We start from the raw sequence: 13,939 nt of genomic DNA, 5'->3' as shown, positions 1-13,939 counted from the left end.
AGCGAGGGGGGCTACCGCGCCCCGCCCCCCGACGCCCGGTCCTCCAGCGCCTCGCGCCAGCCCGGTGGCCGGCGTTCGGGGGTGGCGGGGGTGCCCGTACGGCGTCCGCCGGCCGCGAAGAAGTCGGCCAGGGGGAGGATCGCGGCGCCCACCGTCACCGCGTCCGGGCCCAGTCGGCCCAGTTCGATGGAGACCCTTTCGGCGGGGTACCGCAGGGAGTACGCCGCCGCGTGGCGACGGACCGCGGGGAGGAAGCGGGCGCCGAGCTGGAGGCCTGCCCAGCCGCCGATGAGGATGCGTTCGGGGCGGAAGAGGTTGATGAGGTCGGAGAGGCCGGCGCCGAGGTACTCCGCCGTCTCCTCCAGCACCGCCGAGGCCACCGGGTCGGGGGTTCCGGCGCCCTCAGCGTCCGCGGCGCCTTCATCGGGGTGGGCCGCCGCGAGCAGGGCGGTGAGCGCGGTCTCCTCGTCGGCCTCCTCGGGCACCTCTCCCCCGGCCTCGCGCCAGCGTGCGAGCAGCGCCTCGGCGCCCGCGTACGCCTCCAGGCAGCCCAGCGCCCCGCACCGGCAGCGGCGCCCCCCTACCCGTACCGTGAGGTGGCCGTACTCGACCGCCCGGCCGCCGGTCATGTCGCCGGTGACGACGCAGGCGCCGACGCCCGAGCCGAAGAGGACGACCACCGCGTCCCGGGCGCCTCGTCCGGCGCCGAACCACATCTCGGCCTGGCCGAGGGTGCGGGCGCCGTTGTCGGCGAAGTAGGGCACGGAGTCGGGCAGCAGGCGCGCGGAGCGCAGCAGCGCCTCCAGCGGGACGGCGTCCCAGCCGATGGTCTGGCCGTGCACGACGGCGCCGCGGTCCTCCTCGCGGGCCACGATGCCGGGGACGCCGATGCCGACGCCGAGCAGGCGCTCGGGGGCGAGTCCGGTGGTGTCCAGGACCTCGGCGATGCCCTCGAGGATGTGGCCGACGACGACGTCGACGTCGTACCGGTGGTGCTCCAGGGGGTGTTCGGTGCGGGCGAGTTCGGTGAGGGCGAGGTCGAACAGCTCGACCCGGACGCGGGTCTCGCCGACGTCGACGCCGATCATGTACCCGGCGGTGGGGGCCACCCGCAGCAGGGTGCGCGGGCGGCCGCCGTCGGAGTCGACGGAGCCGGCCTCCTCGACCAGGCCGTCGGCCACGAGTTCGGCAACCACGTTGCTGACCGAGCCGGAGCTGAGCCCGGTCACCGGACCCAGTTCGAAGCGGCTCAGCGGGCCGTCGAAATACAACCGTTGCAGTACCTCGGCGCGATTGCCGCGCCGCAGGTCACGCACCGTTCGCCCGTTCCGCCCCGCCATGTGGCTCCTCCCGGCCTTCCCCTCCACGCAAGATACCTTTGCGCGACATCTTGACGCGACTTTCCGCGGGGTCTTAACTCACGCCCTAAGTTAAGCCATGAGGATCGTTCGGGGAACGATCGGGTCCGGGTCCGTACCGGCCCGCCCGTACCGGTCCTCGCGCTCGCCCTGAGGAAAGGGACGCCTGAGCCATGCGCAGAACCCGAGTCGCGGCCACCGCCGCGGTCACCGTCTCCCTGCTGACCGCCGTGACCGCCTGCGGCGGCGGCTCGTCGACGAGCGGCGGGTCCGACGACTCGCCGAAGACGCTCACGTACTGGGCCTCCAACCAGGGCGCCAGCATCCAGGTGGACAAGAAGGTCCTCCAGCCGGAGCTCGACAAGTTCGAGAAGCAGACCGGCATCAAGGTCAAGCTGGAGGTCGTGCCCTGGTCGGACCTGCTCAACCGGATCCTGACCGCCGCCACCTCCGGTCAGGGCCCCGACGTGCTGAACATCGGCAACACCTGGAGCGCCTCCCTGCAGGCCACCGGGGCACTGCTGCCGTGGGACGCGAAGAACCTCGCGAAGATCGGCGGCAAGGACCGCTTCGTCGACTCCGCGCTCGGCTCGACCGGCGCCGAGGGCAAGGACCCGGCCGCGGTCCCGCTGTACTCGATGTCGTACGCGCTGTACTACAACAAGCAGATCTTCGCCGACGCCGGGATCTCCCAGCCGCCCGCCACGTGGGAGGAACTGGTCGCCGACGGCAAGAAGATCAAGGCCGAGGGCAAGAACCCGCTCGGCGCCGAGGGCGCCAACCTGTCCGAGAACATCCACCACGTGTTCGTCTTCGCCAAGCAGCACGGCGCCGACTTCTTCACCGCCGACGGCAAGCCCGACTTCACCAACGACAAGGCCGTGGCGGCGGTCAAGCAGTACGTCGACCTGATGGCGAAGGACAAGGCCATCCCGGCGGGCAACGCCGAGTACGCGCAGAACCAGTCGGTGAGCGACTTCGCCAAGGGGAAGACGGCGATGCTGCTGTGGCAGTCGGCCGCCGCCAACCTGAAGTCCCAGGGCATGGCCGAGGACGCCTACGGCGTCGCGCCGGTGCCCGTGCAGTCGGGCACCCCCGGCACCGGCACCCAGGTCAACTCGATGGTCGCCGGCATCAACATGGCCGTCTTCAAGAACACCCACAACCTCGACGGCGCCACCAGCTTCGTGAAGTTCATGACCAGCGACGCCGAGCAGAAGGTGCTGAACAAGGCGTACAGCTCGATCCCGCCGGTGAAGGCGGCGCAGTCGGACCCGGCGTTCAACTCCGGTGCCACCGCCGTCCTCAAGCAGACCCTCGCCACCAGTGCCGCCGCGCTGCCGCAGGTCGCCGACGAGTCGCAGTTCGAGACGACGGTCGGCACGGCCGTCAAGGAGCTGTTCGCCGACGCCGCCGGCGGCCGGTCGGTGACCACCGCCTCGGTGAAGGCGAAGCTCGACAAGGCCCAGCAGCAGATGCCCAAGAAGTGAGCCGCATGACCACCACCGCCCCGGCACGGGAGCCGGCGGTGCGCAAGGACCCGCCCGGTGCGGCGCGCGGCCCCCGCCGCCGCCCCGGGCGGCTCCGCCGCGTCACCCTGCCCTACCTGCTCCTGCTGCCCGCCCTGATCCTCGAACTCCTGGTCCATCTGGTGCCGATGGTGATCGGCGTCGTGATGAGCTTCAAGGAGCTCACCCAGTTCTACATCCGCGACTGGGGCACCGCGCCCTGGTCCGGACTCGACAACTACAAGGTGTCGGTGGACTTCGACGCCCCGGTCGGCGAGGCGCTGCTGCACTCCTTCCTCGTCACCGTCGTGTTCACCCTGCTGTCGGTCGCCCTGTGCTGGCTCATCGGCACGGCGGCCGCGCTCTGCATGCAGGACACCTTCCGCGGCCGCGGTCTGCTGCGCGCCCTGTTCCTGGTGCCGTACGCGCTGCCGGTCTACGCGGCCGTGATCACCTGGGTGTTCATGTTCCAGCACGACAACGGCCTGGTGAACCACGTCCTGCACGACCAGCTCCACCTCACCGAAGGGCGCTCCTTCTGGCTCATCGGCGACAACAGCTTCTTCGCGCTGCTGACGGTGTCGGTGTGGAAGGGCTGGCCCTTCGCCTTCCTCATCGTGATGGCCGGACTGCAGAACATCCCCAAGGAGCTGTACGAGGCCGCGGCCCTGGACGGCGCCGGGATGTGGCAGCGCGTCCGCCGCATCACGCTGCCCTCCCTGCGCCCGGTCAACCAGGTGCTGGTGCTGGTGCTGTTCCTGTGGACGTTCAACGACTTCAACACGCCGTTCGTGCTGTTCGGCAGGGGCGCCCCGCGGGCCGCCGACCTCATCTCGGTCCACATCTACGAGGCCTCGTTCGTCACCTGGAACTTCGGTACCGGCTCGGCGATGTCGGTCCTGCTGCTGCTGTTCCTGCTGGTGGTCACGGGCGTCTACCTGGCGCTGACCTCGCGCGAGCGGACCGGCCGCCGTGCCCGCACCGGGCCCCGCCGCACCGAGGAGAGGGCCGATGTCTGAGACCGTACGCACCGCCGGGGCACCCCGCACCGCCCGGGCACCCCGCACGACCAAGGCACCCCGCACCGCCAGGCCGCCCCGCTCCCCGATGGCGCCGCCGCGCGCCTTCCTGTGGACCCGGCGGATCTTCCTCACCCTGCTGGCCGGCTTCGTGCTGGTGCCGGTGTACGTGATGGTCTCCAGTTCCCTGAAGCCGCTCGCGGACGTCACCGGTACGTTCCACTGGCTGCCCAGCGAGCTGACGATCCGTCCGTACATCGACATCTGGTCGACGGTGCCGCTCGCGAAGTACTTCGTGAACTCGCTGATCGTCGCGGGCGCGGCGACCGTCTGCTCCGTCGTCATCGCCGTGTTCTCCGCCTACGCGGTGAGCCGCTACAGCTTCCGCGGCAAGCGGGTCTTCACGGTGACCGTGCTGTCCACGCAGATGTTCCCCGGCATCCTCTTCCTGCTGCCGCTGTTCCTGCTGTACGTCAACATCGGCAACGCCACCGGGATCGCGCTGTTCGGTTCGCGCGGCGGGCTGATCCTGACGTATCTGACCTTCTCCCTGCCCTTCTCGATCTGGATGCTGATCGGCTACTTCGACTCGGTGCCGCGCGACCTGGACGAGGCGGCGCTGGTCGACGGCTGCGGTCCGCTCGGCGCGCTGTTCCGCGTCGTCGTGCCGGCCGCGATCCCCGGCATCGTCGCGGTCGCCGTCTACGCCTTCATGACCGCGTGGGGCGAGGTGCTGTTCGCCTCCGTCATGACCAACGACACCACCCGCACGCTCGCCGTCGGGCTCCAGGGCTACTCCACGCAGTACGACGTGTACTGGAACCAGATCATGGCCGCCTCGCTCGTGGTGAGCGTGCCCGTGGTCGCCGGGTTCCTGCTGCTCCAGCGCTACCTCGTGGCCGGCCTCACCGCGGGAGCCGTCAAGTGACCGCACCCCCCGCCCCCACGCACCGCCTTCCCGAAAGGACCCCCGTGACCATCGACCTCGGCGCCTTCCCGCGCGACTTCCTGTGGGGCACGGCCACCGCGGCGTACCAGATCGAGGGGGCCGCCGCCGAGGACGGCCGCTCCCCCTCGATCTGGGACACCTACTCCCACACCCCCGGCAAGGTGGCAGGCGGCGACCACGGGGACGTGGCCTGCGACCACTACCACCGGTGGGAGGAGGACATCGAGCTGATGCGCCGCCTCGGGACCAACGCCTACCGGCTGTCGGTGGCCTGGCCGCGTGTGGTGCCGGGCGGCACCGGCGAGGTCAACGCCAAGGGGCTCGACTTCTACGACCGGCTGATCGACGCCCTCCTCGCGGCCGGCATCACCCCCTCCGTCACGCTCTACCACTGGGACCTGCCCCAGGTGCTCCAGGACCGGGGCGGCTGGCCCGAGCGCGACACCGCGCTCGCCTTCGCCTCCTACGCCGGTGTCGTCGCCGAGCGGCTCGGCGACCGCGTGAAGATGTGGACGACGCTGAACGAGCCGCTGTGCTCGGCGTGGATCGGCCATCTGGAGGGCCTGATGGCGCCGGGCCTGACCGATCTGACGGCGGCCGTGCGGGCCTCGTACCATCTGCTGCTCGGGCACGGACTCGCCGTCCGCGCGGTGCGCGCGGCGGTGCCGGACGCGAAGGTCGGGATCGTCAACAATCTGGCCTGGGTCGAGCCGGCCACCGACCGGCCCGAGGACGTGGCGGCGGCCCGGCGGATGGACGGCCATTCCAACCGCTGGTGGCTGGACCCGGTGCACGGCCGCGGCTTCCCCGAGGACATGCGCGAGGTGTACGGCGTCGAGCTGCCCGAGCGGGCGGGCGATCTGGCGGCGATGGCCGAACCGCTGGACTGGCTGGGCCTGAACTACTACTTCCCCTCCGTCGTGGAGGACGACCCCACCGGGCCGGCGCCCCGGGCCCGCGCGGTGCGGCGGCCCGGACTGCCGCGCACCGGCATGGACTGGGAGGTCGACGCGCACGGCATCGAGCGACTGCTGCTGCGCCTCACCGAGGACTACGGCGCCCGGCGGCTGTACATCACGGAGAACGGCTCCGCCTACCCCGACGTGGTGGGCCCCGACGGCACGGTCGACGATCCCGAGCGCACCGCCTACCTGGAGGAGCACCTGGCGGCCTGCGCCTCGGCCGTCCGCAAGGGCGTGCCGCTGGCCGGGTACTTCGCCTGGTCGCTGCTGGACAACTTCGAGTGGGCCTACGGCTACGAGAAGCGCTTCGGCCTGGTCCACGTCGACTACGCGACGCAGCGGCGCACGATCAAGGGCAGCGGCCACCGCTACGCGGAGCTGATCCGCGCCCACCGGGAGCCAAAGGTGTGAGGCGGTACTGCGCCACACGGGTAGGGCGGTGCCGCCGGGGCGCATGAGCCGCACGGGACGGGCCACCCGTGCGGCATGGGGTTCGGCAGAGTGCCCCCGAGGACCCTCCGTCGCGAAGGCGCGCGGAGGGTCCTCTCCCTTTCCGCGCCGCTCGCCCCGAGAAAACCCGTGGCGCCCTCCGGCATTCGCTCCCTACCGTATGTGTGATCCTAGAAACCTAGGAACCCTAGGCTCACACGCAAACACTTCAGGAGCACGCCATGCGATCCCTCACCGAGCGCGACATCCGCGGCTCGTTCGTCAACTGTTCGAAAGGTGAGGCGCAGCGGCTCTCCGTGCCCCGGGACCTCGGCGAGCGGGACTGGGAGGCGCTCGACTTCCTCGGCTGGCGCGACCCGGGCGCCCCCGACCGCAGCTACCTGGTCACCGAACGCGGGAGCCGGCTCGTCGGCGTCACCCTTCGCCTGGCCTCCGCGCAGCGCGGCTTCCTGCACCGGAGCATGTGCTCGCTGTGCCTGACCACCCACCCGGGCAGCGGCGTCTCCCTGATGACCGCGCGCAAGGCGGGCGCGGCGGGCCGTGAGGGCAACTCGGTCGGTCTGTACATGTGCACCGACCTGGCCTGCTCGCTCTACGTGCGCGGCAAGAAGGTCCCGGAGGGCGGCGGCAGGTTCCAGGAGAGCCTGACCACCGAGGAGCAGATCGAGCGCACCCTGGGCAACCTCTCGGCGTTCCTGGGCAAACTGGACGTCCCCGGCGCCGAGTGACGCGCTTCATGCCCGCCCGGGCCGGTGCACCCAGGTGAGCGGAGGGGCGGATGCGTTCGATGCGCCGGTGAGGGGGCAATGGTCCAGGGATGCGAGAGGTACGTAGGCCCTGGTCCGTGATCACCGGTCAGGTGGCGAAGTGGCACCGCGATCCCGTGATCGTGCAGTCGGTGCGTTCCACCGCCGCCGCGACCGTCGCGTACATCGTCGCCCTCCGGCTGAGTCCCGAGCACCTGCCGCTCACCGCGCCCCTGACCGCCCTGCTGGTCGTCCAGGTCACCCTGTACTCGACGCTGACGACCGGCATCCGGCGCGTCAACGCGGTGGTGGCCGGGGTGGTCGTGGCCATCGGGTTCAGCGTGCTGGTCGGCCTGACCTGGTGGAGCCTGGCCCTGCTGATCCTGGCCGCACTGGGGGTCGGGCAACTGGTGCGGGTCGAGGAGTTCGTGGTCGAGGTGGCGATCAGCGCCATGCTGGTCCTCGGCGTGACCCAGGTCGGCTCCACCGCGTGGGTGCGGGTGCTCGACACCCTGATCGGGGCCGTGGTCGGCATGGCCACCAACCTGCTGTTCGCACCCCCGGTGTGGGTGGGCACCGCCGGGGAGTCGATCGAGGAACTGGCGCGCGGGATGCGGCAGCTCATGCTGCGCATGGGCGAGGAGGCGGCCGGTCGCACGGAGGTGGAGCGGGCCACCGCCCGGCTCTACGAGGCGCGCCGCCTCGACCACGACATCGTCGGGGTGGACGCCTCCCTGCGGCAGGCCGAGGAGAGCCTGAAACTCAACCCGCGCGTGCGGGAGGGACTGCTGCACCGGGTGGTGCTGCGCACCGGCCTGGACACGCTGGAGATCTGCACGGTGGTGCTGCGGGTGCTGGCGCGCTCCTTCGCCGACCTCGCCAAGGCCCGCGATCCCGGGCCGCTGTTCCGGCCCGGGATCGGGGTGGTGGTGGAGGAGCTGCTGTCCCAGGTCGCCGACGCCGTCGTCAGCTACGCGGTGCTGGTCACCACGCACGTCAGCAGCAACGCCGAGTCGGCGGAGGAACGGCTCGCCAACGAGCTGGCCACCGCGGCGGCCACCCGCGACCGGCTGGCCCGGCTGATGCTGGAGGAGGTGCAGCGCGACCCCGGCCAGTGGCAGTTGCAGGGGGCGGTGCTGACCGAGGTCAACCGCATCCTGGACGAGATGGACACCGAGCACCGCTCGCGCCGCCTGCTGGAGGAGCTGGACCGTTACACCCGTGAGCAGCGGGAACGCGCCCGGTGGCTGACCCGGCTGCGGGACGCCCTGGGCACCGCCCGCCCGGCCCGCCTCCGCGAACGCTTCCCGCTCCCCCGCCGCGGCCGGAACCGGCCGGCCCCCTGACGGCGTTCAGTGAGTGGACGGAGAACGCGCCGGACCGGCCGGCGCGCGAGCCGCCGCGGCCGGAGGGCCGGACACGGACACCCGGCCGAAGCAAGGCCGAGGAGACGACGAGACCGACGAGGTCATGAGGCCGACGGGGCCTCGGGGCCCGGAAGGCGGACAGGGGGACGGCACATGCCCGAGGACACGGTACGGATCGACGGGAACACACTGCTGCTGCCGGGCGGTGTGCGGGTGCGCTTCATCCGCACGCTGCGGCTGCCGGAGAAGGGCACGCACGCGCTGCCGCCGGGGCTCGGCGAGTTCCCCGTCCGGCGCGTGGAGGACTACGCGGAGACCGTTCCGGCCGAGTGGCGCGAGCGCGGCGGGGTGATGCTGCCGGTGTACCTGCGGGAGGCGATGTGGCTCGCCTTCGGCGGTTCCACGGAGCCGGCCGCGTTGCAGGTCGGGGTGGGCAAGGTGTGCGCGGTCTCGGGCAGGCCGTGGAGCGCCCGGCTGGACCGGGACCCGCAGAACTACGTGGTGCTGCCGCGCCAGCCCTGGCTCGACGGCATCAATTCCGGGAAGGGGACCGTGCGCCAGTTCGTGGCGGTGCCGCTCGGGCTGGGGGCGACGGTGGAGGGCCAGGTGACCGGCGAGGAGGTGTGGGGCGGCATCCAGTTGCAGTCCTTCCCGCTGAGTCCCGAGAAGCTGGAGCGGTGGCGGGCGGACCAGCGGCGGCTGGCACGGGCGTCCCGCACGGCGGGCGCGGCCGGCGGCTACGGCGCTCCGCCGGCGCCGATGGCCATGGCCGCACCGGGGGCGGCGCCGGGGTCCGCGCCCAAGCGCCGGGCCGCCGCGATGGGGCTGGGGGTGGGCGGCACCATGCGGCAGGAGATCTACCGGGACGAGCGTCCCGCGGCCGACTGGTCCTCGGAGCCGGGGGCGCGGGTCTTCGTGCACCTGGTCACACCGCCGGAGTGGCGCCGCATCACCGGCGAGGCACCGCCGCCCTCGCCGGTGGACAGGGCGGCGTACACCCGTGCGGGGCTGCCCTGGTTCGACTACTTCGACGAGGACGGGACGGACGTGGCGCCGGCGGAGGAGCTGACGTCGGTGCAGCCGGTGGGCGAGTGGCTGGGTGAGGACCACGAACCCTGGCAGTCCCCGGCCCCGGGCCAGATCAAGCCGCTGGGGGACGCCCCGGGGAAGCCGGTGGCCGACGGCGACTGGTGAGCCGGGGGCGCCTGCCGGGCTCCGGAGAGGGCCCGGCCCGGCCGCCTTTCGGGCTCCGGACGGGCCCGGCCCCGCCACCTGCCGGGCCCAGCGGTTCCGCCCCTCCGGGCGCTGCCGGGCCCGCCCCTCACCCCCGCGGCGCCGCCCCGGGATGCTGGGGGCCCTTCGGGGGGAGGGGGAGCGAGATGGGACATGTGCCGTTCTTCCGGTGGGTGCTGACGCTGGGGTTCATGCTCTTCGCCTGTGCCGTCGGGCTGTACGCCGCCGGGACGCACCGGCCCGAGACGCGGCAGGTCGATCCGACGGTGCTCGACGAGAGGCCCTACGGCTCGTGCGGGGTCCAGTGGTACGACCCCGGGGTCGGCTCCCCGCTGCTCACCGCGCTCTGGGTGCTGCGCGAGGCGGGTTCCCGCGGGCCCGCGACGGCGGCGATCTCGGTCTCATCGGGGACGGCAGCACCACCCGGGCCCCCGCGGGCCCGCGACGGCGGCCCACGGGCGCGAGTTGGCCGAGCCGCTCGACGGGCCGCTGAAGGACGCGGCCCCCGCGACCGGGCTGGGCGGCATGCTGCGGGCCGGACCGGTGGCCCGCGCGCACGCGGCACGGGCGGTCAGCGAAATGCGTGCGGCGCGGACCGTCGCGGAACGCGAGGGCGTGCCCGGGCGCTCCGCCCAGACCGCGGTCGACCTGCTCCGGGGGGCGGGACGGTGAGCGGGCCGCCCTGGCGGCGGCGACGGACTTCGCGCGGACCCGGCCTCGTACCGGCCTCTGCCGGCCCGGCTGACGGGACCCGCGGATCCCGGGCCGCGCGAGGCGCCACGCGAGGCCCGCGGCCGCCGCTGGTTCGTCCGGCGTCCGGCGTCCCGGCCGGCGCGCTGACACAGATCGTCAACTGATCGATCCGGACGGGCATGGTCGCCGGTCCGGCGGCGCGAAAGGGTTTCCAGCAGGCGCCGGCGCGGTTCTCCGCGGAGACGAAGCGGCGCCGGCGCCGGGTGTTCCGGCGCCCCTGCGGAAGAAGGACGATCCCTATGCGTGCCCTTGTGGTCGATCACACCGAGGCCGGACCGGTGCGGTTCGCCGATGTCGACGAGCCCGTGCCGTCCGACGGTGAGGCGCTGGTGGAGATACGGCACATCGGTCTCAATTTCGGCGAGCTGAAGTACGTGGAGCAGTGGCCGTCCGGCGCGGTGCACGGGCACGACGCGTCCGGTGTCGTGCTGCGTGCCGCCTCCGACGGTTCGGGGCCGCCCGAGGGGGCGCGCGTGGCGCTGGGGATGGCGCCCTACGCGTGGGCGGAGCGGGTGGCCGTCGGATCCGGCTGGCTCGGCACCGTCCCCGAGGGTGTGGACCTGGCCGACGCCGCCGCTCTGGGGATCGCCGGTGTCACCGCGCTCCGCGTGCTGCGCACCCGGTCCATGCTGGCGCGGAACGTGCTGGTCACCGGTGCCAGTGGCGGCGTGGGACGCTTCGCCGTGCAGTTGGCGGCGCTGGCGGGCGCCCGGGTGACGGCGCTCGTCGGCGGGCCCGGCCGGGGCGACGGCCTGCGCGGGCTCGGCGCCGGCGAGGTGCTGACCGACCTGGCGGGGACCGAGGGCCGTTTCGACCTCGTGCTGGACACGGTCGGCGGTTCGCTGACGGCCCGGGCGTGGGGCTCCCTCGCCGAGGGCGGCACCCTCCACCTGGTCGGCACCGCCTCGGGCGAGGACACCACGTTCCCCTCGGGCGCCCTGTTCGGCTTCGGCGAGCCGCGCCGGATCGCCACCTACGGCGATCTGACGCCGCCCGGCGCGGAGCTGACGGATCTTCTGGGCCTCGTGGCGGCCGGGCGGCTCACGGTGCCGGTCGGACGGCGGGGCGACTGGAAGGAGGTCGCCGAGGCCGCCCAGGCGCTGTTCGACCGGACGGTGCGGGGCAAGATCGTCCTCGACGTGGTCTGAGCCGCGAAGGGGCCGCCCCGGCCGCGGGCCGTGCGCGGGCCGTGTGCGGCCGCCCTCGCGCGCTCGCGGTGTCCGGCGGCCGGGGACAATGGCCCCCATGGACGTGCTGGCGGAGGTCTTGCGGGTGTCGGGGGCGCGCGGCGCGCTCGGGGTGGTGGTGAAGGCCGGCGGGCTGTGGGGCCAGTGGCTGGACTCCTACCCGGGGGCGGCGCTGCACGTGGTGTCCCGCGGCACGATGTGGCTCCACGTCACGGGTGACAAGCCCCTGGAGGTCCGGGCCGGGGACGCGGTCCTGGTCTCCCCCGGCACCGCGCACGGGATGGCCGGCGGCCCCGGCGTGACGATGGGCACCTGCGACCGGGAGGCGGCCGTCCGGGCCATCGACCGGGGAAGCGCCCTGCGTCTGGGGTCGGCACCGGCCACGACCGAGGTGATCACCCTTCACTACGAGCAGGACCCCGAGGTGAGCACGCCGGTGCTGTCCTCCCTCGCGCGGCCGATGCACGTCGCGGCCGGGGAGAACGCACAGCTCGGCCGGACCGTCGAACTCCTCACGGCGGAACTCGCCCAACCGGGGTTCGGCGCCACCGCCGCCGTCAACAGCATCGTCGACCTCCTGCTCGTCCAGTTCGTCCGGGCCTGGCTCGACCGCCACCCCGAGGAGCGGTCCGGTTCCTGGCTGGGCGCGATGCGCGACCCGGTCGTGCGCGACGCCCTGGCGTGCGTCCACGCCCGGCCGGAGCACCCCTGGACCACCGAGTCCCTGGCCGCCGCGACGCGCGTCTCGCGGGCGACGCTGTCCCGGCACTTCCGGTCGGCCCTCGGGCAGACGCCCGGCGCGTACGTGGAGCAGTGGCGCATGGACCTGGCCTCGCTGCGGCTCCGCGACACCGAGGAACCGGTGGAGTCGATCGCCGGTGCGGTCGGCTACGGCTCGCCGCACGCGTTCAGCCGAGCCTTCCGGCGCGCCCGGGGCATGCCCCCGGGCGAGTACCGTTCCCGGCTGCGCGCATGAGGGCGGACGGCCCGGCCGGGCGCCGCGCACAGGGATTCCCCCACCCCCGTCCGCGTGCTCCCCTGTCATGTGCTGGACTGATCACCACCCGCCCCACCGTTCGCACGCCCCAGGGAGACCCCCTTGAGCCCCACCTACCGCCAACCCGGCGTCGTCCTCACCGATCACAGGTTCACGGTGCCCCTCGACCACGACGACCCCGAGGGCGAGCGGATCGAGTTGTACGCCCGCGAGGCCGTGGCCGGTGACAAGGCCGGGGAGGACCTCCCCTGGCTGCTGTACCTGCAGGGCGGCCCCGGCTTCGGAGCGAACCGTTTCAGCGGGAAGCAGGCCTGGCTCGGCCGGGCACTGGAGGAGTACCGCGTCCTCCTGCTCGATCAGCGCGGCACCGGCGCCTCCACCCCCGCCAACCGGCAGACCCTGCCGCTGCGCGGCGGCCCCGCGGCGCAGGCCGACTACCTCGCCCACTTCCGCGCCGACGCCATCGTCCGCGACTGCGAGGCCATCCGCCCCCGGCTCACCGGCGGCGCCCCCTGGACCGTCCTCGGCCAGAGCTTCGGCGGCTTCTGCACCGTGCGGTACCTGTCCACCGCGCCCGAGGGCCTGAGCGCCGCGCTGATCACGGGCGGTCTGCCCTCGCTGAGCGCCCACGCGGACGACGTCTACCGCGCCGCGTACCCCCGCATCGAGCGCAAGGTGGCCGCGCACTACGACCGCTACCCCCAGGACGTCGAGCGCGCCCGGCGCATCGCCGAGCACCTCCTCGCCCACGAACCCGTCGTGCTGCCGGGCGGCTACCGGCTCACCGTCGAGGCATTCCAGTCCCTCGGCATCCTCCTCGGCGGCTCCGAGGGCAGCCACCGGCTGCACTACCTCCTGGAGGACGCCTTCGTCACCACCCCCGAGGGGCCCGCGCTCTCCGACGCCTTCCTGGAGGAGGCGCAGGCGCAGCTCTCGTACGCCGGGCACCCTCTGTACGCGCTCATGCACGAGCTGATCTACACCCGACAGGGCCGCCCCACCGCCTGGTCCGCGGAGCGGGTGCGCGCCGAGTTCCCGCAGTTCGACGCGGCGAAGGCACTGGCCGGGGACGGTCCGGTGCTGTTCACCGGGGAGTCCGTGCACCCCTGGATGTTCGAGTCCGATCCGGCGCTGCGCCCGCTGCGCGAGACGGCGGACCTGCTCGCGGCCCGCGCCGACTGGGCGCCGCTGTACGACCGCGAGCGCCTCGCGGCCAACGAGGTGCCGGTGGCCGCCGCCGTCTACCACGAGGACATGTACGTCGACACCGCGCACGCGCTGGAGACCGCCCGCGCGATCCGGGGCCTGCGCACCTGGGTCACCGACGAGTTCGAGCACGACGGGCTGCGCGCCGGCGGTCCCCGCGTCCTGGACCGGCTGCTGGCGCTGGTCAGGGACGAGGTCTGAGGC

General features: G+C 73.2%; 12 protein-coding genes. 11 read left to right on the top strand and 1 reads right to left on the bottom strand.

Annotated features, from left to right (window positions below):
• Positions 1-11: 11 nt before the first annotated feature.
• A complete protein-coding gene (locus OHB09_RS30070) occupies positions 12-1,340 on the bottom strand; it encodes an ROK family transcriptional regulator (protein ID WP_006139290.1) in 1,329 nt (442 codons plus the stop codon).
• Between the two features lie 191 nt (positions 1,341-1,531).
• Here OHB09_RS30070 and OHB09_RS30065 point away from each other — a divergent pair, with 191 nt between their 5' ends.
• The 11 genes from OHB09_RS30065 to OHB09_RS30015 all read left to right on the top strand — a co-directional run bounded on the left by OHB09_RS30065 (position 1,532) and on the right by OHB09_RS30015 (position 13,936).
• Positions 1,532-2,848 (top strand): ABC transporter substrate-binding protein, encoded by a 1,317-nt coding sequence (locus OHB09_RS30065; RefSeq protein WP_328922844.1) that lies wholly within the window; start codon positions 1,532-1,534, stop codon positions 2,846-2,848.
• 5 nt (positions 2,849-2,853) lie between these two features.
• Positions 2,854-3,885: a carbohydrate ABC transporter permease gene (locus OHB09_RS30060; RefSeq protein WP_191853521.1), complete on the top strand. Its 1,032-nt coding sequence runs from the start codon at positions 2,854-2,856 to the stop codon at positions 3,883-3,885.
• Positions 3,878-4,813 carry a carbohydrate ABC transporter permease gene (locus OHB09_RS30055; RefSeq protein WP_374111836.1) on the top strand — a complete coding sequence of 312 codons (936 nt, stop codon included), beginning with the start codon at positions 3,878-3,880 and terminating at the stop codon, positions 4,811-4,813. Before OHB09_RS30060 ends, OHB09_RS30055 begins: the two co-directional genes overlap by 8 nt.
• A 44-nt stretch (positions 4,814-4,857) precedes the next feature.
• A complete protein-coding gene (locus OHB09_RS30050; RefSeq protein WP_093598081.1) occupies positions 4,858-6,207 on the top strand; it encodes a GH1 family beta-glucosidase in 1,350 nt (449 codons plus the stop codon).
• 260 nt (positions 6,208-6,467) lie between these two features.
• Entirely contained in the window at positions 6,468-6,974 is a 507-nt protein-coding gene (locus OHB09_RS30045) for an FBP domain-containing protein (RefSeq protein ID WP_191853519.1), read from the top strand.
• 89 nt (positions 6,975-7,063) lie between these two features.
• Positions 7,064-8,338: an FUSC family protein gene (locus OHB09_RS30040; protein WP_093598075.1), complete on the top strand. Its 1,275-nt coding sequence runs from the start codon at positions 7,064-7,066 to the stop codon at positions 8,336-8,338.
• Between the two features lie 174 nt (positions 8,339-8,512).
• Positions 8,513-9,553, top strand: coding sequence for a hypothetical protein (locus OHB09_RS30035; protein ID WP_191891643.1), 1,041 nt, complete (start codon positions 8,513-8,515; stop codon positions 9,551-9,553).
• 504 nt (positions 9,554-10,057) lie between these two features.
• Positions 10,058-10,264, top strand: coding sequence for a hypothetical protein (locus OHB09_RS30030; RefSeq protein WP_328922843.1), 207 nt, complete (start codon positions 10,058-10,060; stop codon positions 10,262-10,264).
• Between the two features lie 320 nt (positions 10,265-10,584).
• Complete coding sequence (locus OHB09_RS30025; protein ID WP_006139302.1) at positions 10,585-11,493, top strand: zinc-binding dehydrogenase; 909 nt, start codon at positions 10,585-10,587, stop codon at positions 11,491-11,493.
• 97 nt (positions 11,494-11,590) lie between these two features.
• A complete protein-coding gene (locus OHB09_RS30020) occupies positions 11,591-12,508 on the top strand; it encodes an AraC family transcriptional regulator (RefSeq protein WP_234527890.1) in 918 nt (305 codons plus the stop codon).
• Positions 12,509-12,631: 123 nt separating this feature from the next.
• Complete coding sequence (locus tag OHB09_RS30015; RefSeq protein WP_328922842.1) at positions 12,632-13,936, top strand: alpha/beta fold hydrolase; 1,305 nt, start codon at positions 12,632-12,634, stop codon at positions 13,934-13,936.
• Positions 13,937-13,939 lie beyond the last annotated feature (3 nt).

The organism is Streptomyces griseoaurantiacus, from assembly GCF_036189845.1.
In the GTDB taxonomy this organism is placed as follows: domain Bacteria; phylum Actinomycetota; class Actinomycetes; order Streptomycetales; family Streptomycetaceae; genus Streptomyces; species Streptomyces griseoaurantiacus.
The sequence above is the reverse complement of the archived record's forward strand: the minus strand, read 5'-3'. Positions and strand labels throughout refer to the sequence as shown.

Bases quoted from the DNA above. Each gene is read 5' to 3' on its own strand.
- OHB09_RS30035 (WP_191891643.1), top strand. From the start codon at position 8,513: ATGCCCGAGGACACGGTACGGATCGACGGGAACACACTGCTGCTGCCG.
- OHB09_RS30045 (WP_191853519.1), top strand. From the start codon at position 6,468: ATGCGATCCCTCACCGAGCGCGACATCCGCGGCTCGTTCGTCAACTGT.
- OHB09_RS30070 (WP_006139290.1), bottom strand. From the start codon at position 1,340: ATGGCGGGGCGGAACGGGCGAACGGTGCGTGACCTGCGGCGCGGCAAT.
- OHB09_RS30055 (WP_374111836.1), top strand. From the start codon at position 3,878: ATGTCTGAGACCGTACGCACCGCCGGGGCACCCCGCACCGCCCGGGCA.
- OHB09_RS30020 (WP_234527890.1), top strand. From the start codon at position 11,591: ATGGACGTGCTGGCGGAGGTCTTGCGGGTGTCGGGGGCGCGCGGCGCG.
- OHB09_RS30040 (WP_093598075.1), top strand. From the start codon at position 7,064: ATGCGAGAGGTACGTAGGCCCTGGTCCGTGATCACCGGTCAGGTGGCG.
- OHB09_RS30060 (WP_191853521.1), top strand. From the start codon at position 2,854: ATGACCACCACCGCCCCGGCACGGGAGCCGGCGGTGCGCAAGGACCCG.
- OHB09_RS30025 (WP_006139302.1), top strand. From the start codon at position 10,585: ATGCGTGCCCTTGTGGTCGATCACACCGAGGCCGGACCGGTGCGGTTC.
- OHB09_RS30065 (WP_328922844.1), top strand. From the start codon at position 1,532: ATGCGCAGAACCCGAGTCGCGGCCACCGCCGCGGTCACCGTCTCCCTG.